Source organism: Kineococcus endophyticus (assembly GCF_040796495.1).
In the GTDB taxonomy this organism is placed as follows: domain Bacteria; phylum Actinomycetota; class Actinomycetes; order Actinomycetales; family Kineococcaceae; genus Kineococcus; species Kineococcus endophyticus.
Genome location: NZ_JBFNQN010000001.1, coordinates 369,107 through 390,519 on the forward strand (window position 1 = coordinate 369,107; position 21,413 = coordinate 390,519).

General features: G+C 74.6%; 18 protein-coding genes. 10 read left to right on the plus strand and 8 right to left on the minus strand.

Annotation, left to right across the window (positions count from 1 at the left end; all coding sequences use genetic code 11):
- Positions 1-20 precede the first annotated feature (20 nt).
- From AB1207_RS01775 to AB1207_RS01795, 5 genes are all read right to left on the minus strand, one after another.
- Positions 21-713 carry a monooxygenase gene (locus AB1207_RS01775; protein WP_367636046.1) on the minus strand — a complete coding sequence of 231 codons (693 nt, stop codon included), beginning with the start codon at positions 711-713 and terminating at the stop codon, positions 21-23.
- Positions 714-722: 9 nt separating this feature from the next.
- Positions 723-1,556, minus strand: coding sequence for an alpha/beta fold hydrolase (locus AB1207_RS01780; RefSeq protein WP_367636047.1), 834 nt, complete (start codon positions 1,554-1,556; stop codon positions 723-725).
- The gene (locus AB1207_RS01785) at positions 1,553-2,104 is read right to left on the minus strand and encodes an aminoacyl-tRNA deacylase (RefSeq protein ID WP_367636048.1); all 552 of its coding nucleotides are present in this window, start codon (positions 2,102-2,104) and stop codon (positions 1,553-1,555) included. The genes AB1207_RS01780 and AB1207_RS01785 overlap by 4 nt, the downstream gene beginning before the upstream one ends.
- A gap of 118 nt (positions 2,105-2,222) precedes the next feature.
- Entirely contained in the window at positions 2,223-2,672 is a 450-nt protein-coding gene (locus tag AB1207_RS01790; RefSeq protein WP_367636049.1) for a PKD domain-containing protein, read from the minus strand.
- Between the two features lie 413 nt (positions 2,673-3,085).
- A complete protein-coding gene (locus AB1207_RS01795; RefSeq protein ID WP_367636050.1) occupies positions 3,086-3,733 on the minus strand; it encodes a DUF6318 family protein in 648 nt (215 codons plus the stop codon).
- A gap of 348 nt (positions 3,734-4,081) precedes the next feature.
- Between AB1207_RS01795 and AB1207_RS01800 the strand changes: the two genes are divergently transcribed.
- From AB1207_RS01800 to AB1207_RS01825, 6 genes are all read left to right on the plus strand, one after another.
- Positions 4,082-4,507, plus strand: coding sequence for a DUF6504 family protein (locus AB1207_RS01800; protein WP_367636051.1), 426 nt, complete (start codon positions 4,082-4,084; stop codon positions 4,505-4,507).
- Positions 4,508-4,552: 45 nt separating this feature from the next.
- The gene (locus tag AB1207_RS01805) at positions 4,553-4,990 is read left to right on the plus strand and encodes an SAV_6107 family HEPN domain-containing protein (protein WP_367636052.1); all 438 of its coding nucleotides are present in this window, start codon (positions 4,553-4,555) and stop codon (positions 4,988-4,990) included.
- An 89-nt stretch (positions 4,991-5,079) separates the two neighbouring features.
- Positions 5,080-9,090 (plus strand): DNA polymerase III subunit alpha, encoded by a 4,011-nt coding sequence (locus tag AB1207_RS01810; RefSeq protein WP_367636053.1) that lies wholly within the window; start codon positions 5,080-5,082, stop codon positions 9,088-9,090.
- Positions 9,091-9,220: 130 nt separating this feature from the next.
- Entirely contained in the window at positions 9,221-9,964 is a 744-nt protein-coding gene (locus AB1207_RS01815) for a methyltransferase domain-containing protein (protein WP_367636054.1), read from the plus strand.
- Between the two features lie 33 nt (positions 9,965-9,997).
- Positions 9,998-11,224, plus strand: coding sequence for a DNA polymerase IV (gene dinB / locus AB1207_RS01820; protein WP_367636056.1), 1,227 nt, complete (start codon positions 9,998-10,000; stop codon positions 11,222-11,224).
- A gap of 212 nt (positions 11,225-11,436) precedes the next feature.
- Complete coding sequence (locus AB1207_RS01825) at positions 11,437-11,835, plus strand: SCO2097 family morphological protein (protein ID WP_367636058.1); 399 nt, start codon at positions 11,437-11,439, stop codon at positions 11,833-11,835.
- Between the two features lie 182 nt (positions 11,836-12,017).
- On the opposite strand, the gene AB1207_RS01830 is transcribed toward AB1207_RS01825, so the two are convergent.
- The 3 genes from AB1207_RS01830 to AB1207_RS01840 are packed head-to-tail and all read right to left on the minus strand — an operon-like array spanning position 12,018 to position 16,661.
- Positions 12,018-14,327, minus strand: coding sequence for a transglutaminase TgpA family protein (locus tag AB1207_RS01830; RefSeq protein WP_367636059.1), 2,310 nt, complete (start codon positions 14,325-14,327; stop codon positions 12,018-12,020).
- Positions 14,324-15,631, minus strand: coding sequence for a DUF58 domain-containing protein (locus tag AB1207_RS01835; RefSeq protein WP_367636061.1), 1,308 nt, complete (start codon positions 15,629-15,631; stop codon positions 14,324-14,326). Before AB1207_RS01835 ends, AB1207_RS01830 begins: the two co-directional genes overlap by 4 nt.
- Positions 15,632-15,641: 10 nt before the next feature.
- On the minus strand, positions 15,642-16,661 hold the full coding sequence (locus tag AB1207_RS01840) for an AAA family ATPase (RefSeq protein ID WP_437178840.1): 1,020 nt from the start codon (positions 16,659-16,661) through the stop codon (positions 15,642-15,644).
- A 486-nt stretch (positions 16,662-17,147) separates the two neighbouring features.
- On the opposite strand from AB1207_RS01840, the gene mraZ reads away from it, so the two are divergent.
- The 4 genes from mraZ (at position 17,148) to AB1207_RS01860 (ending at position 21,348) form a co-directional block, all read left to right on the plus strand.
- Entirely contained in the window at positions 17,148-17,579 is a 432-nt protein-coding gene (gene mraZ / locus AB1207_RS01845; protein ID WP_367636062.1) for a division/cell wall cluster transcriptional repressor MraZ, read from the plus strand.
- A 205-nt stretch (positions 17,580-17,784) separates the two neighbouring features.
- Complete coding sequence (gene rsmH / locus AB1207_RS01850; protein ID WP_437178841.1) at positions 17,785-18,948, plus strand: 16S rRNA (cytosine(1402)-N(4))-methyltransferase RsmH; 1,164 nt, start codon at positions 17,785-17,787, stop codon at positions 18,946-18,948.
- A complete protein-coding gene (ftsL, locus tag AB1207_RS01855; RefSeq protein WP_367636063.1) occupies positions 18,948-19,409 on the plus strand; it encodes a cell division protein FtsL in 462 nt (153 codons plus the stop codon). Before rsmH ends, ftsL begins: the two co-directional genes overlap by 1 nt.
- A gap of 37 nt (positions 19,410-19,446) precedes the next feature.
- On the plus strand, positions 19,447-21,348 hold the full coding sequence (locus AB1207_RS01860) for a peptidoglycan D,D-transpeptidase FtsI family protein (protein ID WP_367636064.1): 1,902 nt from the start codon (positions 19,447-19,449) through the stop codon (positions 21,346-21,348).
- Positions 21,349-21,413 lie beyond the last annotated feature (65 nt).

Here is a 21,413-nt window from a genome sequence, read left to right on the forward strand (position 1 = left end):
GTCCTCCGGTTCCACGGGGTTCACGGGGTGCGACCGTCCAGGGTGCCGCGGACCTCGACCACCCCGAACCGGGCGAACAGCTCCTCGGCGTACCAGCCCTCCGTGGGCGTGCGCTGCATGACGTCGCGGTGGGCGGCCCGGCGGTGGGCGAACTCGCGCAGCGCGTCCGTCGAGTCCCACAGGGAGAACGTCCCCTGGTAGCCCAGCGGCGCCTCCCCGATCCCGAACGCGCAGCGCAGGCCCGGCACGGTGTGCAGCTCCTCGGCCACCGGCGGCACCGCCCGCCAGAACGAGGCCGCCCGGGTCGGCCGGAGCCGGGCGCGGGTGATGGAGGCGACGGGGCCGTCCTGCGGGGGGTGCGCGGTAGCGCCGAAGGGTTCGCGGCCGGACCACCGCCCGCGGCTGCCGGCCGGGGCGAGGCGGAACTGCGCGTGCTCGCGGGCTATCCGGCCCCAGGCGCGCGCCGGCGCCGAGCCGTCGAACCGGTCGGCGTCGGCGGCCGAGTCCCACGCCACGAGCGCCGCCCAGCGCAGCGGGTCGGCGTCGCGGACGGTGAAGGTGCGGCCGTCCCCGGTGCCCAGGAGCTTGGCGAAACCGGCCCCGGGCAGCCGCCGCAGAGCGCGGCGGTCCGCCGCCATCCGCCACACGGCGCGGGGAACGTCGTGCGCCGCAACGGTCCAGACGTCCAGCGTCACGAGTTCCGGGGGTCTCACGCGGTGAGGCTATCCGCGGTCGGGACCGTCCACCTGCTCGCGCACCACCCGGGCGCACTCGGCGGGGTGGTCCCACGTCGGGACGTGCCCGCAGTCCGGCCACTCGATCCAGCGCGTGTGCGCGGGGGCCGCCTCCCGGCGGCAGAACTCAGGCGGCAGCACCCGGTCGCGTCCGCCCGCCACCACCGTCACGGGGGCCCGGACCTCGGACGCGCGGGTGAAGGCGCCCGTCGCGATGCCCGCGTCGGCGGCGACGTAGCCGGGCGCGGTGGCGATGGCCCGCAGGGCCTCGCGCACCACCTCGGCGGGCAGGTTGCGCGGGGCCGTGCTCGTCGTCGCCAGCGCGAGCGTGACCCCGAGCCGCGTGGTGAGGACCTGCGGCGGCAACCGGCCGGCCCAGCGCGCGAACTGCTGACCGGTGGGCAGCAGCGGTGGCCGCCGTCGCGGGGTGGACCACAACCCCGCCGGGGTGAAGGCCGTGACGTCCGCGACCACCCCGTCGCGTTCCCCGGCCGCGGCCTCCAGCGTCACCCACCCGCCGAGGGAGTGACCCACGAGGTGCACCGGTTCGCCCTGCGCCGTCGCGAAGCGGTGCAACCGGTTCCCCAGCGACCGGGGGGTCATGGAACCCGGCGGGACCGGCGGGGCCTGGCCGTGCCCCGGCAGGTCCAGCAGGAGGAGGCGGTGGTCGGCGGCGAGGTGGGGCACGACGAGCGACCACGCCGTGGCGGCGCCACCGAGCCCGTGCACGAGGACCAGCAGGGGGTCGGCGGGGTCGGTCGACCCGGCGCGGTGGACGGCGAAGCCCTCGAGCAGTCCGCTCGTCCCGGTGCGGTGGGTCATCCGAGTTCGACGGGGTGTCCGCTCGTGAGGCGGAGGAGTTCGTCGTAGCGGGTGCGGAAGACGGCGTGCGGGTGGCCCGCCGGGACCCAGACCTGGGGGTGGGGGGCGAGGGCGACGTCGACGAAGGTCGGCAGCGGCTCGGCCAGTCCCAGCGGTGACGCCGACCCGAGGACGGACCCGGTGCGGCGCAGCACGTCCGTGTCGTCGTCCTGGAACAGCTCCGGTTCGCACAGCACGGCCGCCAGCGCCGGGGCGAAGAGCGGGTGCGCCGCGGAGGAGATGACGAAGAGGTGCCGGTCGTCCCGGGTGCGCAGGACGGCGGTGGCGGCCACCGCGGCCAGCGGGACGCCGAGGTGGCGGGCGAGCCCGGCCGGGCCCTGCAGCGTCGCGGGGACCTCGACGACACCGCCTGCCGCGTCGAGGTCGAGGAGCGCCTCGGCGGTGCTCTCGACGGCCGGGACGGCGAGCACGGAGAGGGAGGGTCCTGAGGGTGCGGTCGTCAGTGAGCCGCCGCCCTCGGCGGGTCCCTGGCGCACCGTCCACCTCATGCACCCTCAGCGTAGAACCGTTCTCGCCCCCCGTCGCGCCGAGCGACGCCGTGTGTGACGTTGCAGCACCTCCCGGGTCCTCGGGGGTGTCGGGACGTCACGCACGAGAGGCGGTCCCTCAGTCGTCCGGAGCGGTCAGGACGTTCCGCCCGGCGAGGACGTGGACGCCGACGCCGGGGGAGACGGTGGTCGCCGTCCCCTCGACGGGTCGGTACGGCAGCCCCGCGATGGAGTACTCCCCGGACCACGTCGTCGTCAGCGTCACCGTCCGGTCGCCGGGGGTGGTGTACGTGTGCGTGAGCGTCTGGCGCGGGTACGCCCGTCCCGGGTCGCTCGTCGGTCCGAGCCGGCTGCCGTCGCCCAGGTCCCACGTCCAGCTCGTCGGCGTCGCCCGGATGCGGACCGGGAAACCCAGGACCGTCGTGTCGCGGACCACCGTCCCGCCCGTCGTGCGCAGGACGAGGGGGACGTTGAGGAGGGCCTGGCCGTCGTCCGGCTGCAGGTGCACCGGGCTCGCCGGCAACCCCACCCGCCGCAGGTCCGAGACCGTCACCGTCGGCAGGACCACGGGCGCCGCGTCCGCGGCCCCGGTCGTGCAGCGCGTCCCCTGGTTGATCCACTGCGCCGCGTCGCCCGTCCGCGTCCACGTCGTCGAGAACGTCTGGCCCGGCGGGCAGTTGGCGCGCGACGCCCCGCAGAAGTCGTCGCCGAAACTCCCCTCCGGTCCGTTGCGACCGCAGGCCGGGGTGCGGACGACGGTGGTGGGTGGGGCGCCTGTTCGGCGAGAGCCATGTTGTGGACTTGCAGCGGCGGGTTTCTTGACCCTCCTTGCTGTGATCGAAACATTGTCGTCAGCTGCGATGGCGGAGGAGTCGTGCAGGGGACGCGCGGCGCTGGCTGGGTTTGCGTCGAGCACCAAGACCAGGGGGGCGGACAGGAGCACTGTCGAGATGTGGACCCGGAGGCGGTTGAGGTGCAATGTCACTCAACCTCCAGCGCCATCCAGTGTCCTTGCTGCCAGACGACTTCCATCCAGAACTCGGAGTCGGGGGCGGCTTCATCAGAGCTGATCATCGAACCATTTCGGTCGAACGTGTTGTATGCCGGTCGATCGACAGTGACCGTGAGTTTCGCGTAGTCAGATGCTGGATCCCATGCGTCGATGCTCGTGCCGGTGAACTGCAACACGAACTGAGGAGTTGTGTACCCCTTCTCGCGGTACTCGTCGATGACGTCCGAGTAGAACCTGCATCCGGTGCACGACTCGACCGAGATCGAACGCAAGGTCGATGAGTCAGCCGTTTCCCGAGCGTGGTTGAGGACGCGTAGGAAGTATGCAGCGAAGAGGCTTGCTCCAGTTTCGTCCTGCACTTTGGCGCGCTCATCCAGCGTAGGGACAGAAACTCCTGCTGTCGCGGGAGAAAGAGTCGGGTCGTCCCTCATCTCGGGCGTTCTGGTGGCCTGCGCGTCGCCGTGCTCGTGGTGAGTTCCCCCAGGTGTCGAGGCCGCTGTCGAGGTCGCCGCCGCGGCGGGTGCCGGGGCCGCCGGCGCCTCCTGCGAACACCCCGCGAGCAGGCCGGCGAGGGCGAGGCCGGCGGCGGTCGCGACGAGGGGGCGGGCTGGGATCACGCCAGGCACGGTCGCACGTTCCGGGGGCGTGCGGAGCCGCTGGACGGGGTGCTGTGGATAAGTGCTGGGCCGTCCGGGTGACCCCTCGCGGCCAGTGACCCTCCGTCGCCGAGGCTCGACGCTGTGTCGTGTGGACAACCCGGTTCGCCGTTGACGCGTCCTGAGGGCGGTGGTGTAGCTTCGAGATGTGTTCGAACCGGTGTTCGAACATGATGAGACCGCTCGAGGCGCGGTCCGGGGAGAGGGGAAGCTCCGCGGGCCGCGCCCCGAGTGCGTGCTCGCGAGCCGCTTCCCCCGGCTCGCCGCACCGCGCGCTCCGCCGCGGTGCCGGCTCGAGACAGGGGAAGGGTGACGACGGTGCGACGGTTCTCCGACGCGGTGCACGTCCGCTACGGCGATGCGGACGAGGGGGAGGAGACCCCCGTGCAGTTCATCTGGCGCGGGCGGCTCTACGTCGTCCGCGAAGTCCTCTCCCGCTGGCGCGAGCGCAGCGCCTGGTGGGAGCACGCGGCCGTGGCCGCTGTCCACGGTGACGTCACCGACTCCGACGCCACCGGCCCGGGCGGGCGGCCCGCCCGCCGCCGCGTCCTCGAGATCGGCGACCTCGAACGCGAGGTCTTCCGCGTCGAGGCCAGCGTCGGCCGGGCGGGCGGCGCCGGCGTCTACGACCTCGCCCGCGCCGTCGCCCCGGGGACGGCGGCCGTGTCGGAGGTCGCTGGTACCTCTTCGTCCGAAGCGTCGGGGGACTGGCAGCTGCTGCGCGTCAGCGACTGACACCACCGACCGCCAGACCAGACCGCACGACCGGAGGAGAACGCGATGCCCACCACCTTCGACGTCCCTGCGGGCGTCCCGCGCCCGCTGACGACGGCCGCCCTCGACCTCCTCGCTCGCTGCGAGGACGAGCTGATCGCGGCGCTGCGCACGGACGACGTCGCCGAGCGCTACGTCCACGCCCACCTGGCCGCCCTGCGGGCCGGGGCCGCGATCGTCGCCGTGCACGGCCGGCCCGCCCGCGGCCGGCGCAGCGGGGGGCCGCGCAGCGTCTGGGAGATGCTGCCCGCCCTCGACCCGGGCCTGCAGGAGTGGGCCGACCGGTTCGCCGCGACGGCCGCGGTCCGGTCTGCGGTCGAGGCCGGCCGCACCGGGGTCGTGGACGCCGCGGCCGCCGACGACCTCCTGGCCCACGCCGAGCAGTTCCACCGCGTCGTCGAGGTCACGCTCGGTCTCAGCGCCCTCCAGCCGCTCGCCGGCTGACCGCGCCCGCTCCACCGCTCCACCCGTACGGTCCAGCAACTCCCGCACCACCCGGTCTTCCCCACGGGCGCGTTCCAGAAGGACGTCCCATGACCACCCTCGCTCCACCCGCCGCACCGTTCCCGCACCTGCACGTCGCCTCGGGGTACTCCCTGCGGTACGGCACCTCCACCCCCTCCGCCCTCGTGGCCCGGGCCGCCGACCTCGGCATGCCCGTCCTGGCGCTGACCGACCGCGACGGCCTCTACGGCGCCGTGAAGTTCGTCCGCGCCTGCGGTGAGGCCGGTCTGGCTCCCGTGCTCGGGGTCGACCTGGCCACCACCCCGACGGGGCTGGCCGACGGTCTGCCCGCCTGGGCCGATCCCTCCGTCGCGGTGCGCCGCACGGCGTCCCGCGCCCCGGTCCGCGGTGGGGCGGCCGTCGACCTCAGGCTCCCGCGCGTCACCGTCCTGGCCCTCGGGGCCGATGACGCCGGAGCGGGACGGGGCTGGGCGGCGCTGTGCCGACTGGTGAGCGCCACCCACCTCGGCGGGGAACGGGGCACCCCCGTCAGCAGCCTCGACCTCGTCGCCGCCCACGCGGGCGGCTCCGACGGCCGCCCTTCACTGGCGGTCCTGCTCGGGCCGGGGTCCGAACTCGGCCGGGCACTGCTGGCCCGCCGGGAGGACCTCGCCCACGCGGTCCTGCGCCGGTGGCGCGAGGTGCTGCCGGCTGGCTCGCTGCACGTGGAGGTGGTCTGCCACCACGCCCCGCCGGGCACGGCCGGCAGCGTCGAGCACGCCGCCCGGATGCTCTCCTTCGCCCGCGCCGCAGGGGTTCCGGCTGTCCTGACGGCCGCCGTCCGCTCGGCCGGGCCGGACGGCGGCCTGACCGCCGACCTGCTCGACGCGGTCCGCCGCCTCGTGCCGCTCGACACCCGGCACACCGACCGGGTCAGCGGGCAGGGCCACCTCCTGCCCAGCGTCGACATGGTCCGCACCGCGGCCGACGTCGCCCACGCCGTCGGCGACCCGTCCGCGGCCGCCGACCTGCTGACCACCACCGCCGGGCTCGCCGCCCGCGCCGTGCAGGACCCGGCCACCGACCTCGGCATCGGGGGACACCACCTGCCCGACCCCGAGGCGCTCGGGCTGACCCGCGACACCGACCAGGACGCGGTCCTGCGCGCCCGCTGCGAGGCCGGGATCGCCCGCCGGTACCCGGGGGCGGACCTCAAGGGAGAGGCGAAGGTCCTGCGCCGCCTCGACGACGAGCTCGACATCATCCGCAAGGTCGGGTTCGCCAGCTACTTCCTCACCGTCGCCGACGTCTGCGACCTCACCCGCTCGATGGGCGTCCGGGTCGCCGCCCGCGGGTCCGGGGCCGGCAGCCTCGTCAACCACCTGCTGCGCATCTCCGACGTCGAACCCCTCGGGCACCGGCTGCTCATGGAACGGTTCCTCAACCCGCGCCGCGGGCAGCTGCCCGACATCGACCTCGACGTCGAGTCGGCCCGCCGCGAGGACGTCTACGCGGCGGTCCTGGACCGCTTCGGCGGCGACCGCGTGACGTGCGTGTCGATGATGGACAGCTACCGGGTCCGCCACGCCGTGCGGGACGTCGGTGCGGCGCTGGGACTGCCCCCGGTGGAGGTCGACGCCATCGCCACCGCGTTCCCGCACCTGCGGGCCCGCGACGCCCGCAACGCCATCGCCGAACTGCCCGAGCTGCAGCGCAGCGGGCTGGGTGAGGAACGCCTCGACGTGTTCTTCGACCTCGTCGAGCGCCTCGACGGTCTGCCCCGCCACATCGCCCTGCACCCCTGCGGCGTCGTGCTGTCCAACCCCGCGCTCATGGACCGGACTCCCGTGGAGGCCAGCTGGAAGGGCTTCCCCATGAGCCAGTTCGACAAGGACGACGTGGAGGACATGGGGCTGCTCAAGCTCGACGTCCTCGGGATCCGGATGCAGTCCGCCATGGCGTACGCGGTGCAGGAGATCGCCCGGGTCGAGGAGACGGACGTCGACCTCGACGACCGGGCGCAGGTCCCGCTCGACGACCCGGCGACCTACAAGCTCATCCAGTCCACCCGCACCCTCGGCTGCTTCCAGATCGAGTCCCCGGGCCAGCGCGAACTCGTCGGCAAGTTCGGGCCGCAGACCTTCGACGACATCATCATCGACATCTCCCTCTTCCGGCCCGGGCCGGTGAAGTCGGACATGGTCACGCCCTTCCTCAAGGCCCGGCAGGGCTGGACCGCACCGCAGTACCTCGACGACCGGCTCAAGCACGTCCTCGAACCCACCTGCGGCGTCGTCGTGTTCCACGAGCAGGTCATCGAGCTCATCCAGGCCACGACCGGCCACGACCTCGCACTGTCCGACGAGTACCGCCGCCACCTCGGCACCCGCGCCGGCCAGGAGGAGATGGAACCCCAGTTCCGCCGCGGGGCCCTCGAGCACGGCTACCCCGAGGAGACGGTGGACCGGATCTGGGCGGTGCTCAAGGCGTTCGCCTCCTTCGGCTTCTGCAAGGCGCACGCCGCGGCCTTCGCCCTGCCGACCTACCAGTCGGCCTGGCTCAAGACCCACCACCCGGCGGCGTTCCTCGCCGGGGTCCTCACCCACGACCCCGGCATGTACCCCAAGCGGCTGATCCTCGACGACGCCCGCAACCTCGGGATCGCCGTCCTGGGCCTGGACGTCAACGCCTCCGGCGACACCTACCGGGTGGAACGGGTCGACCCGCCCGACCCGCTCGTCGCCGGCGACCCCGAGAACCTCGACCCCTGGCTCGGTGGCCGGGGTGTGCGCAACCCCGACGGGCTCGGCGCCGGGGTCGCCGACGGCACGGGGTTCGGCATCCGCCTGTCCCTCACCGACGTCAAGGGGATCTCCGAGGCGGAGGTGGCGCGGATCGTCGCCGGTCAGCCCTACCGGTCGCTGGCCGACCTGTGGCAGCGGGCCCGCCCGTCCCGCCCGGTGACCGAGCGACTCGTCCTCGCGGGCGCGCTGGACTCCCTGCACGGGATGCGTCCCGTCGGCCGCGCCGGGGACGCCGTGCCGCGCCGGGGTCGGACCACGCGGCGCGACCTGCTGCTGCAGGTCGCCGAACTGGACCGCTGGAGCCGTTCCGCGGGCACCGCCCCGGCGCGGGCGAGCGCCCGGCAGGTCCGCAGACCGATCGACGCCCGCGCCCTGGAGGGCGGGTCGGGGGGCCGGACGCTCGACGTGCGCGCGGCCGCGGCCTCGCAGTCGCAGGCCGCGCGGCCCGTCGACGACTCCGCCCGCACGGTGCAGCTGGCCCTCGACCTCGGCGACGCCCCCGAGGAGGTCGCGCTCAGCGGGCTGCCGGACATGACCGGTCCCGAACGGGTCCGCGCCGAGCTCGACGTGCTCGGGTTGGACGCCAGCGCCCACGTCGTCGACTTCTACACGCCGCTGCTGCGGGCGCTGCGGGTCACCCCGGCCCGCGACCTGCGCTCCCAGCGCAGCCGCGCCGAGCTCCTCGTCGCCGGGGTGAAGGTCGCCACCCAGACACCGCCCGTCCGCTCAGGGCGCCGCGTCGTCTTCCTCACCCTGGACGACACGACCGGCCCGCTGGACGCCACCTTCTTCGAGGACGCCCAGGGTCCGTACGCGGCGACGGTGTTCCACTCCTGGCTGCTCGTCGTGCGGGGCGTGCTGCGCCGGACCGGCCCGCGCGGGGTGTCCTTGCGGGCCACGGGCGCCTGGGAGCTGCCGGCCCTGTGGGACGCCTGGACCGCCGGCGGGATCGAGGCCGTCCACGAGCTGATCGCCACGGCCCCGAACCCCGAGTACTCCCGCGCCGCGACGGAGGGTGCGGCCGCGAGCCGGTCGAGCCGACCGGTCGTCGCGAACCCGCCCGCCGGCGCCCCCACGCACCTGGAGGAGCACGGCTCGGCGGCCGGGGGGATGGGGCGGCGGCGCGTCCTCGTGCACGCCAGCGGTTTCCGGCAGTCGCCGTACGCCGACCTCAAACCGGCGGGGGAGGACACCCGCAACTCCCGCTCCATCGGCCGGGCCGCCGCGGCGCAGCCGTCCGACAGCGCACCGGAGCGCAAGCTCTGGCACTCCAGCTCCGGCAGCTCGGGGAGGTGACGAGCGAGGTGGTGAGCGAGGTGACGGCGGAGGTGCACGGGCGCGCCGGGACGGGGTGTCTAGGGTGGAGGCGCGCAGTGCCGGACGCACCACACCCGGCACGGGGAACCGCACGAGGCTGGAGGAACGAGTGGCGAAGGAACGGGGCCGCCCCCGCACGTCGACGGTCCTCTGGGAGGGGGTCCAGCGACTGCTCGCCGCCGCGAGCGCGGACCTGGGCACCACCGAGCTCACCGTGGTCGACCTCGGTGGTGGCACCGGTGGTCTCGCCGTGCGCGTGGCTGCCCTCGGGCACCGCGTCGTCGTCGTCGACCCCTCGCCCGACGCACTCGCGGCGCTGGAGCGCCGCACGGCGGAGGCCGGTCTGTCGGACCGGGTCCGGGCGTTGCAGGGGGACGCGACCGAGCTGTCCGCCCTCCTCGCCCCCGGCAGCGTCGACGTGCTGCTCTGCCACGGGGTCCTCGAGGTCGTCGACGACCCCGCTGCCGCCCTGCGCGCCGCCCACGAGACCCTCCGCCCCGGCGGGCGGCTCAGCCTCCTCGTCGCCCAGTGGCCGGCGAGCGTCCTGGCCCGCGTCCTGGCCGGTCAGCTCGGGCAGGCCCTGCACGTCCTGTCCGGCGAGGAGCACCGCTGGGGTCCGAGCGACCCGCTGTGCCGCCGGTTCGACCGTGCCGGGGCCACGGCGCTCGCCGAGCAGGGCGGCTTCACCGTCACCGCGGTCGAAGGCACCCGGACGTTCAGCGACGTCGTGCCGTCCGCCGTCACCGAGTCCGACGACGCCCTCGCCCTGCTGCGGGAGCTGGAGTCGCGCGCCGCGGGGACCGAGGAGCTGCTCGCCCTGGCCGCGCACCTGCACCTGCACGCCACCCGCTGACCCCTTCCCCGGGGCCGGCCGGGGGAGCACGCGGTGAGCCGCCGGCAACTGGTCCGCCCCGACCCCTCCACCGGGTGGGGCCTGGACGACGACGACACCGGGTGCACGGTGCTGCACGTCGACATGGACGCGTTCTACGCCTCCGTGGAGCTGCTGCGCCGGCCCGACCTCGTCGGCACCCCCGTCATCGTCGGCGGGGGCGACCGCGGCGTCGTGCTGTCGGCCACCTACGAGGCCCGTCGGTACGGCGTCCACGCCGCGATGCCGATGGCCCGCGCCCGCCGCCTGTGCCCGACCGCGACCGTCCTCGTGCCCCACCACGAGGACTACGCGCGGATCTCGGCGGGTGTCATGGAGGCGTTCCGCTCGGTCACCCCCGTCGTCGAACCGCTCAGCCTCGACGAGGCGTTCCTCGACGTGTCCGGCGCGGTCCGCCGGCTCGGCAGTCCCGCCCGGATCGGGCAGCTCCTGCGCGACCGGGTCGCCGACGAGCAGGGCATCACCTGCTCGGTCGGGGTGGCCTCGACGAAGTTCGTCGCCAAGCTGGCCTCCGGCGGCGCCAAGCCCGACGGCCTGCTGGTCGTCCCGCACGCCCAGACGGTCGCCTTCCTGCACGCCCTGCCCGTCGAGGCGCTGTGGGGGGTCGGTGAGCGCACCGCCGAGGCGCTGGGGCGGCTCGGGCTGCGCACGGTCGCCGACATCGCCCACACCCCCGTCACCACGCTGGTCCGCGGGCTGGGGGAGGCGACCGGCCGGCACCTGCACGCCCTGGCCTGGGGGCGGGACGAGCGGCGCGTCGTCGCCTCGGTCCCCGAACGCAGCATCGGTTCGGAGGAGACGTTCCCCCGCGACGTCGACGACCCCCGCTACGTGCACCGCGAGCTGCTGCGCCTGGCCGAACGGACCGCCTCCCGGGCCCGGGCGCAGGGGATGGCCGGACGGACGGTCGTCCTGAAGGTGCGCTTCGCCGACTTCACGACGATCACCCGGTCCCGCACCCTGCGCGAACGCACCGACGTGACGCGGGAGATCCACGCCACCGCCCGGGACCTCTTCGACGCCCTGGCCCTGGACCGGGCCCGGTTGCGGCTCGTCGGGGTCCGGCTGGAGGGGCTGGCGGACTCGGCGACGGCGCCGCGCCAGCTGGTCCTGGGGGAGCGCGCCCACGGCTGGCGCGACGCCGACGGCGCCGTGGACCGGGCCGGCGCCCGCTTCGGTGCCGGCAGTGTGAGACCTGCCACCCTCCTGACCCGCCGTTGAGGGAGAGCCCGACCGCCCACTCGGACGGCGCACGCCTCTGACCTGCGGTGGAACCGGGGACGACCCTGCGTCGTTCTCCCGTTCGAGGGACGAGACACGCCAACTGCGCCACAGCACGACCTCGTGTGAGGGACGATGTGGTAAGTCGAGTTTCGCCCATCGCCGCGGGGTCGTAGTCTTGAACAACAACGTGCGCACGCCAGGAGGTACAGGTGCCGCTCTCGGAACATGAGCAGCGTCTGCTCGAGCAGATGGAACGTGCGCTGTCCGCGGACGATCCCAAGTTCGCCAGCGCCATGAAGGGTTCCCGCCACGGACGCGCCGCCAGACGTCGCCTCCTCATCGGCATCGCTGCCGTCGTGGTGGGTCTCGTGCTCCTCATCATCGGGGCAAGCACGAGTCAGATCTGGCTGGGGGCGGGCGGTTTCATCGTCATGCTCGCCGGCACGATCTGGGCCTTCTCACCGGCACGGGGGACGACCGGTGCGGCCGCCGGGCAGCCTCCCACCACGGGCGCTCCGCGCCCGCCGCGGACGGGGAAGCCGCGGCGGAGCGGATCGTTCATGGAGCGTCTCGAACAGCGCTGGGACCGCCGACGCGGTCAGTGGTGAACTCGTCCTCACCGCCCGCGCGGCGGTGAGACCGGAACGGGCGTCGTGGAGCCATCCACGGCGCCCGTTCCACGTTCCGCGTCAGCACGCCCCGGCGCAACGACGAAGGGCCCGTCCACCCGGACGGGCCCTTCGTCGTGCCGGAACGTCGTGCCGGCCCGTCCCCCAGGGACGCCCGGACCTCAGTCGCGGTCCCACCAGTCCAGCAGGCGCCGCACGCCTGCCAGGGGGAAGAGCCGGGCCCGCCAGCGCACCCACCGCGGCCGCTCGGCGGCGACCGCCTCGACGACGACGTCGACGTCCGCGCGGACGAGCCGGCCCACCTGCCGGTCGGTGCGCTGGTCCACCAGCACCCCACCGGCCGGCCTCGACCCCGATCCGAAGCGGGCGCTCTCCACCGCCGACCGCAGGCGGGTGAGCTGGTCGGCTGCGGCCGACCCGGAACCGGTGAACTCCGACAGGCTGGTCGCCCGCTGCCGCGGGGTCGTCGACGCCGGCCAGCTGACCCCGAGGTCGTGGACCCGGTCGTCGAGCTCGGCCCACGCCGCCTCCGCCGACGACGGAGCGTCCGCCACCCCCGCCCAGCGGCGCCGGGCCAGCCACGCCGTCGACGCCCACGGGGTGAGCAGCGCCACGACCAGGAGCAGGGCCCCCAGGATCCAGCCCCACGGCAGGGCCAGGAAGCGGTCCCACCCGGTGGGGGCGGCCGCCGTCGCCGCGTCCGTGGCACTCGTCGTGCTGGTGCTCGAGGTTGCGCTGGGGGCGGCACTGGGCTGCTGAGGAGCGAGGGAACCCGTCTGCCCCGGCGTCGGAGGGGCCACCGCCTGAGCCGGCACCGAGTACCCCGGGGACTGACCGGTGCGGGTGGCCGGCGTCGGCTCGAACCGCACCCAGCCCACGCCCTCGAAGAACAGCTCCGGCCAGGCGTGCGCGTCCTGCGCGCTGATCCGCCAGCGGTCCGGCGTGCCGTCCTGGCCGGACTGCGTCTCCTGCCCCGGCAGGAAGCCGATGGCCACGCGGGCGGGGATGTTCAACGAACGCGCCATGACCGCCATGGCCGAGGCGAACTGCACGCAGAACCCGGACTTCTCCGACAGGAACGTCGCGACCGCGTCGGTCCCGCCGTCGTTCGGGGCGGTGGTGGAGTAGGTGAAGCCGCCGCTGGAGCGGAAGTACCGCTGCAGCAGCGCGGCCCTCTCGTAGTCGTCGCGAGCCCCCGCGGTCACCTGGCGGGCGGTGTCGCCGACCACGGCGGGCATCTGCGGCAGCTTGGTGTACCGCTCCTGGATGTCGCCGGGCGCCGCCGGGGCCGCCCGCAGCTCCTCCTCCGTCGGCTGCACCTCCAGGTGGGTCACGGTGTAGGACCGGCCGCGGGTGGTCTCCCCGTCGCCGACGACGTTCAGGCTGTCCGTCTCGTACAGCCAGTCCCCGGTGATGTCGACGCGCAGCGCCGGGTAGGGCAGCGGCAGGTACGTCTGGTCCAGGCCCCGGACCGAGATCTCCGTGGTCCGGACCACCGAGGCGTTCCGGACGGCGTCCGAGAGCCCGGGGGCGGGGCTGAGCCCGTCCTGCACCCGCTGCCGGCGCGGGATGTCGGCGCCCGTGCTCGGGGCCCAGGTCTCCCCGTCGAAGACGTCGGCCGTCACGATCCGCAGCGGCGCAGGGTCCGGCTCGTCCGTCGTGTACGTGACGATCGTGGCGTCCGACCGGGCGCCCAGGGACGCCTTGAGGTTGAGGATCGGGTTGATGACGGCGATCGTGTCGCCGGGCCCGGTGTCGATCGTCAGCGGGCGTTCGTCCAGCCCCGGCACCGCGGCCGGGACGGCGACGGCCGCGACGAGGGCGATGGCCGCCGTGGCGCTCGCGGTCACGCCCGCCACCGACCGGCCGCCGGACCTGCTGCCGGACGCGCTGCGCGCGCGGCGGGCGGGGGAGCGTCGGTCGCCGGCCAGCAGCACGAGGTAGGGCACCCCGGCCAGCACGAACGCGAAGGCCCCCGAGCCACCCGGAGCGAGGGCCAGCGGGACGGCCATGACCGCCAGCAGCGGGACCCCGGCGAGCGCCGGGCGTCGCAGGGTCACCGCGAAGAGGTCGACGGCGAAGGCGACGAGACCGGCGCCGGCGACGAGCAGCAGCCGGAGCCCGCGCAGGTCGACGGCGGGGACGCTGTACCGCTGGATGACCTGCACGCCGTCGGTGGCCAGCTGGACGATCCGGTCGACGGTGCCCGGCGTCGGGACGATCCCGAACAGCGCGGTCCCGCCGCTGAAGAGCAGGACGACGACGAGGAGGACGACGACGGCCTGGACCGCGACGGCCAGCCCCGGCCGGTGGAACAGGCCCCGGACGAGCAACCCGGCGCCGGCCACGGCGCAGACCATCCCCAGGGCGCCGACGAGCCAGCCCGAGGAGACGACGAGCGGGTGCAGCGTCACGACGGCGGCGGCGCTCGCCGCGGCGGCCCACAGGGCGGTCCGGGCACTGCGGGTCACGACGGGACCTCCCTGGTGGACGGGGCGGGCGAGTGGTGGCCCCGGGCGTCGACGCGCGTCAGGCGCGCCCAGACGTCGGGGACGGCGTCCGCGGGGCCGGCGACGGCGGTCCGCCAGCCCGCACGGGCCAGCACGAGGCGGGCGCGTTCGAGGCGTGCGGGCCCGGCCTCGGCCGCGCCCTCGCCGGAGTCCCGCGGCGCGGGGGCGGAGGCCCAGTCGTCCGTCCGCAGCAGCACCGCCAGGGCGGGCACCCCGAGGGGGCGCGCCGCGAGCAGCGGCGCGACGTCGTCCTCGTCCACATCACCGAGGAAGGCCACGAGCAGCGTCGCCTCGGCGCGTCCCAGTTCGGTGACGGACCGGGCCAGGCCGTCGGGGGCTCCGGGGCGCAACCGGGCGAGCGAGCGCATGAGCCCGCGCACCGACGACGTCTCGTCCAGCTCGCGCGGCGGGTCGTAGGTGCCGTCGTGCAGGAGGCGGACGCGGTGACGACGTCGCTGGAGGTGGGAGGCCGCCGAGGCCGCCGCGCTGATGGCCCACTCGAGGGAGGAGCCGGCACCACGACCGCGGTGCGCGCCCTCGCGCGTGTCCAGCAGGACGACGACGTCCGGCCGGCCCGGGTGCTCGTCGGACCGCACCATGACCGCGCCGCGGCGAGCGGTGGAACGCCAGTGCACGCGCCGCAGGTCGTCGCCGATGCGGTACTCGCGGATGGACACGTCGTCCGGTGCCGCGGCCGCCGACGCGCTGGCCGAGGACCCGCGGGCGCCACCGAGCTCGCCCAGGGTGAGCTCGGTGAGGGGGTGGACACGGGGGAGCACGTCGAGCACGACCGGTTCCCCCAGGACGCGGCGGGCCCGGACGAGACCGAAGACGTCGCCTGCGACGACGGTGGCGGGCCCGAGGGCGTAGGAGCCGCGGACCTCCGATCTCACCCTGTACTCCAGGTCGAGGGTCTCGCCCTCGCGCAACCGTGGCACGGGGAGACGGGCCGTCCCGCCGAGGGCCAGGGGGGCGGCGTCCTCGACGACGAGGCGCACCCCGGCCCGAGCCCGGCCCAGCACCGAGAGCCGCACGCTGCTCGCGACGCCGGCCTCGACGAGCTCGTCCTTCGACCTCGACACCAGCTCGAGGGTCCTCACCGCACGACCGGTGGACCACACCGCGACGAGGACCAGCACGACGAGGAGCACGCCGATGCGCAGGATGTCGCGCTGGCCGAGGGCCGGGCCCCCGACGAGCGCCACGAGACCGACCGCGGAGAACGCCCACCCGCGGGCCGTGGGGCGGGCGCCGCCGTACCTCACCGGGACCTGCTCACCGCGGCGAGGGGAGCGCCGTGGTGCGGAGCACGTCCGTCACGACGTCGGCGCCGTCCCGGCCGGCGAGCAGCGCGTCGGCGGTCAGCAGGAGGCGGTGGGCGACGACGGGGACCGCGAGGGCCTGGACGTCGTCGGGCAGCACGTGGTCCCGGCCCTCCAGCGCCGCCCGGGAGCGGGCCGTGCGCAGGAGGTGCAGGGCCGCGCGCGGCGAGGCGCCGAGTCGCAGGTCCGGGTGGGTCCGGGTGCGGCGCACCAGGTCCACGACGTACTGCTTGAGCGCCTCGGCGGCGTGGACGCCGCGCACGGCCCGCGACAGGGCCCGCACCTCGGCGACGTCGACGACGGGCCGGACGGCGTCCAGGGGTGCGGTCGCCCCGTGCTCGCTGAGCATCGTGAGCTCGGCGTCGGCCGAGGGGTACCCCATGGAGATCCGGGCCGTGAACCGGTCCCGCTGGGCTTCGGGCAGCGGGTAGGTCCCGTCCATCTCGACGGGGTTCTGCGTCGCGAAGACGATGAACGGCCGGTCGAGCTGCCAGGTGGTCCCGTCGACCGTGACCTGACCCTCCTCCATGCACTCCAGGAGCGCCGACTGCGTCTTGGGGGAGGCGCGGTTGATCTCGTCGCCGATGACGACGTTGGCGAAGACGGCGCCGGGGCGGAACTCGAAGGCCGCCCGCTCCTGGTTCCAGATGCTGGAGCCCGTGACGTCGCTGGGGAGCAGGTCCGGGGTGAACTGGATGCGCCGGACGGTCCCGTCGATGGCGCGGGCGAGCGACTTGGCGAGCATCGTCTTCCCGACCCCGGGAACGTCCTCGACCAGCAGGTGCCCCTCGGCGAAGAGCACCGTGAGCGCGAGCCGCACCGTGTCGTCCTTGCCCTGGATGACGCGGTCGACGGTGACGGCGAGCTCGTCGGCGACGGTGCGCAACCTCTCGAGCGCAGCGGGGAGCTCCTGCGGATCCAGGGCCACCGGCTCGGCGGGGTGGCTGCCCGGAAGTGCGCTCGTCGTGGTCACGTGCCCTCGTCTCCCTCGGTGGACGTCGCGAGTTCGAACGTCCGTCCCCGGCGCCCGGTGCCCCGGACGCGGGCCGCGACCGACCTGCGACCGGGCACCTGTGCCGGACGCCCCCACTCTGCCCCACGGTGCACCCCCTGCGCCCGTTCACCGGCGAGCTGCCCGGCCCTACCCGGCCCCACTTCCCTCCACCGGCGGCCCCCCACGACGCGTGGTGGAGCCTCCGTGGCCCCCGGACACCCGCGGCGGGGCCCCTCGAGGCCGCCGAACGGCATGTGCACCGCGTGACGGAACGGTGGGGGTCCAGACCTCCTCCACTGCCCTCCACCGCTCTGACCTGCGTCGACACCGCAGTCATCCCGTCACTCTCGGTGGATACACGTTGACGGTGGAGGAAAGTGGAGTACCGTGGAGGAGTGCGGTCCACAGGGGGCCGGACGCGAGGACTCGACGACGGACGACTGACCGTTCCGGTGGGGGTGCGCGGTGTTCCTGGGCACCCACACACCCCGGCTGGACGACAAGGGTCGGCTGATCCTCCCGGCGCGCTTCCGGGACCAGCTGCTCGACGGTCTGGTCATCACCCGGGGGCAGGACCGCTGCCTCTACCTCTTCCCCATGCAGGAGTTCGGCCGGATGCACGAGGAGCTGCGGCAGGCGCCGCTCACCAACAAGGAGGCGCGCGACTACCAGCGCGTCTTCCTGTCGGGTGCCTCGAACGAGGTGCCGGACAAGCAGGGTCGGTTCACCGTCCCGCCGCTGCTGCGCCAGTACGCGGGCCTCGACCGCGACGTCGCCGTCATCGGCGCCGGCAGTCGCGTCGAGATGTGGGACCTGCCGACCTGGGAGGCCTACCTCGAGGGGGCCGAGACGGCCTTCGCGGAACGGAGCGAGGAGGTCCTCCCGGGGATCCTCTGATCCTCACCCTCGAGTCGAGGTCGAGACTCGAGGGCGCCGTCGGACGCGGCCTCCAGCCGCCCGGACCCGACGGTCCTGACGCCACTTCCCCGGTGCCAGGGCCGACGGGCACGAGCGGATGGGGACCACGACCGACGGCGGGACCGGCAGACAGGTGGCGGCACGCGCAGCGGGGCACGACGACAGCGGGGCAGGGGGTGGGACGGTGGGTGGACAGCACCCCTCCGCCGACGACCCCACCGGCGGCGAGCAGGGCGGACGGCCCGGCGCCCGCGCCGAGGAGGCCGCCGAGCGGCACGCCCCCGTCCTCCTCGAACGCTGCACCGCCGTCCTCTCGCCCGCCCTGCAGCACCCCGGCGCGGTCAGCGTCGACCTCACGCTGGGCATGGGGGGCCACGCCGCCGAGCTCCTGCGCCGGCACCCCGGTCTGCGGCTCGTGGGCATGGACCGCGACCCCCAGGCGCTCGAGCTCGCCGGTCACCGCCTCCACGAGTTCGGCGACCGCGTGACCCTGGTGCACTCGGTCTCCGACCGCTTCACCGACGCCCTCGACGACCTCGGCCTGCAGACCGTCGACGCGGTGTTCCTCGACCTCGGGGTGTCCTCCCTGCAGCTCGACGCGGACGACCGGGGTTTCTCGTACGCGCGCGACACCCCGCTGGACATGCGCATGGACCCGACGACCGGCCCCACGGCCGCCGACGTCCTCAACACCTACTCGCACAGCGAGTTGACCCGCCTGCTGCGGACCTGGGGGGAGGAGAAGTTCGCGCCGCGGATCGCCTCGGCCGTCGTGCGCGAACGCGAGCGCGAACCGTTCCGGAACTCGGCGCGGTTGGTGGACCTGGTGCGCGCCAACGTTCCTGCCGCCACCCGCCGCACCGGGGGAAACCCGGCCAAGCGGACGTTCCAGGCGTTGCGCATCGCCGTGAACGACGAGCTGGGCGTCGTGGAACGGACGTTGCCGGCCGCCTTCGAACGGCTCGCGCCGGACGGTCGCCTGGCCGTCCTGACGTTCCACTCCCTCGAGGACCGGATCACCAAGACCGTTCTGCGGCAACTGTCCTCGAGTTCCGCGCCGCCTGACCTCCCGTTCGTTCCGGCGGGTTCGGGACCGCGCGCCGAACTCCTCACCCGCGGGGGCGAACAGGCCGACGAGGCCGAACTCGCCGAGAATCCGCGCGCCGCGTCGGCGCGCCTCCGCGCCGTGCGACGCCTGCCCGAGCAGGATCGAGCGAGTTCCAGCGGCCGCGCCGCGACCCGGAACCCCCGCCAACGCGACACCCCCGGCAGCACCCCCCGCCAGACCGACCGACAGACCAGCCAGCTCGAGCCGGACCACGGCACGACCGACGGAAGGACGCCGTGATGAGCCAGCCCCTGATCGCGGCCCGGAACGCTCCGGTCCGCCAGCTCAAGACGCCCACCGACGTCCGTCCCGAGCTGCAGGTCGTCACCCCGCCGGCCACGCGCCGCCTGCGCCTGCCGCTGCCCGTCGCGTGCGTGCTCCTGCTGACGCTGGGCCTGCTCGGTCTGCTCATGACGAACATCGCCATCGCGGGCGACGCCTACGAGGTCACCGACCTGCAGGTGACGAGCGGTCGGCTCGCCGACCAGCAGCAGGCCGTGGCCGAGGACCTCGCGCAGCAGTCCTCCCCGGAGCACCTGGCCCTCCGCGCCGGTGAGCTGGGGATGGTCCCCGCCCCGGACGCCGTCCACCTCACCGACCGCGGCGCCGTCGGGACGGCCACCCCGGCCCCGAAGGCCTCCACGCCGCCGCCGACCGCGACCGACCCTCAGCCTCACGGTCAGACCCCGGCCGCCCGCTGAGGCCGCAGCCCACCCACGAGGTCGAAGAGGTACCCGCGTGTCCCGTCGCCGCCCCCGCCCCGACGAGGTGGACCCCCGTCCGCGCCCCGACATGCGGATGCGCGTCTACACCCTCGGCGTGCTCGGCGGGCTGACCGTCCTCGGCGGCCGGCTCGTCCAGCTGCAGGGCGCCGACGCCAGCAAGCTCGCCGACCGCGCTCTCGAGCAGCGGACGTCGACGACGACGCTGTACGCCAAGCGCGGCGACATCCTCGACGCCCGGGGCGTCGTGCTCGCCACGTCCGTGGAGCGCCGCGACGTCATCGCCGACCCGAAGGCGATCAGCTCGTACAACCTGCGCAACGGCAAGCCGTACAAGGAGGACCGCGGCACGGGGCCGGCCGGCGCGGCCGCCCGGCTGGCGCCCGTCCTCGGCATCGACGTGCCCACACTCACCGAGAAGCTCACGGGCAACGGCCACTACGCCGTGGTGGCCGTCGGGATCACCCCCGAGCTGTGGCAGCAGGTCTCCGACCTGGGCATCCCGGGCATCACCGCCCAGCGGCAGACCCAGCGCATCTACCCGACCGGCGCCGCGTGCTCCACCCTCGTCGGCGTCCTGGGCACCCCGACGCAGGACAAGAAGACCAAGGCGTTCAGCGACCAGCCGCTCTCCGGTCTGGAGGTGGCGCGCAACTCGCTGCTCGTCGGCCGGAACGGGTGGATGCGCTACGAGCGCAGCGCCGGCGGCCAGGAGATCCCGCTGGGCGACCGCGAGACCGTCGAACCCGTCGACGGCACCTCCCTGCGCCTGACCATCGACTCCGACCTGCAGTGGAAGGCGCAGTCGGCCATCGCCGCGAAGGTCGCCGAGACCGGCGCCGAGTCCGGCACGGTCGTCATCATGGACAAGGAGCAGCGCCTGCTCGCCCTCGCGAGCGCGCCGAGCCTGGACCCGGCGAACCGCGTGGGCCTGACCAACGACCAGCTGCAGAACACCGCGCTCACCAAGGTGTTCGAACCCGGCTCGACCGCCAAGGTCGTGACCCTGGCGGCGGCCCTGGAGGAGGGCGTCGTCACGGCGGGCAGCCGTTTCGTCGTCCCGGGGGAGCTGCCGCGGTACGACAAGACGTTCCACGACTCCCACCCGCACGGCGACGAGAAGCTCACGCTCGCAGGCATCCTGGCCCAGTCCAGCAACATCGGGACGATCCTCGCGGGCGAGAAGCTCGACACCGACCTCGTGAAGACGACGCAGGTCCTGCACGACTACCACGTCGCGTTCGGGTTCGGGGCGAAGACGACGCTGAAGTTCCCGGGCGAGAGCGGCGGCATCCTCGGCGACCCCGCGAAGTACTCCGGGACGCAGCGCTACACGGTCATGTTCGGGCAGGGGTTGTCGGTGACCGCGGTCCAGGCGGCGTCCGTGTTCGCCACCATCGCCAACGACGGGGTGCGCGTCGAACCCACGCTCATCGCCGGGCAGTCGGACCCGGACGGGAACTACCGCGCCGAGCCCGCGGGCGCGAGTTCCCGCGTCGTCAGCGCCGCCACCGCCACGACGCTGCGGAACATGATGCAGGCCGTCGTCAGCGAGGCCGGGACGGCCGCGGCCGCCGAGATCCCCGGGTACCTCGTCGCGGGCAAGACGGGGACGGCCAACCGGTACGACGTCGACCTCGGCCGGTACTCCGGCTACACCGCGTCCTTCATCGGGCTGGCCCCCGCCGACGACCCCGAACTCGTCGTGGCGGTCATCCTGCAGGACCCCAAGACGAACTACTACGGCGGTTCGGCGGCGGGTCCGGTCTTCAAGGACGTCATGACGTACGCCCTGGCCCAGCGCGGCATCGCGCCGTCGGCCGAACCCCCGGCGGACCTGCCCCTGACCTGGGGCGGGGACACCGGTGCCGAGCAGGACATCAGCACCGGCGCGGTCGGGGACACGGCCGCTCAGTGACGCCTCGAGAGCCGGCCGCCCGCCGCGGGACGGCGTGGGCGACACACGGTCGGTGCGGTGCGGGC

Coding starts and splice junctions, on each gene's coding strand:
- AB1207_RS01780 (WP_367636047.1), bottom strand. CDS start 1,556: ATGACCCACCGCACCGGGACGAGCGGACTGCTCGAGGGCTTCGCCGTC.
- AB1207_RS01785 (WP_367636048.1), bottom strand. CDS start 2,104: ATGAGGTGGACGGTGCGCCAGGGACCCGCCGAGGGCGGCGGCTCACTG.
- AB1207_RS01805 (WP_367636052.1), top strand. CDS start 4,553: ATGCCCACCACCTTCGACGTCCCTGCGGGCGTCCCGCGCCCGCTGACG.
- AB1207_RS01810 (WP_367636053.1), top strand. CDS start 5,080: ATGACCACCCTCGCTCCACCCGCCGCACCGTTCCCGCACCTGCACGTC.
- ftsL (WP_367636063.1), top strand. CDS start 18,948: ATGAGCCAGCCCCTGATCGCGGCCCGGAACGCTCCGGTCCGCCAGCTC.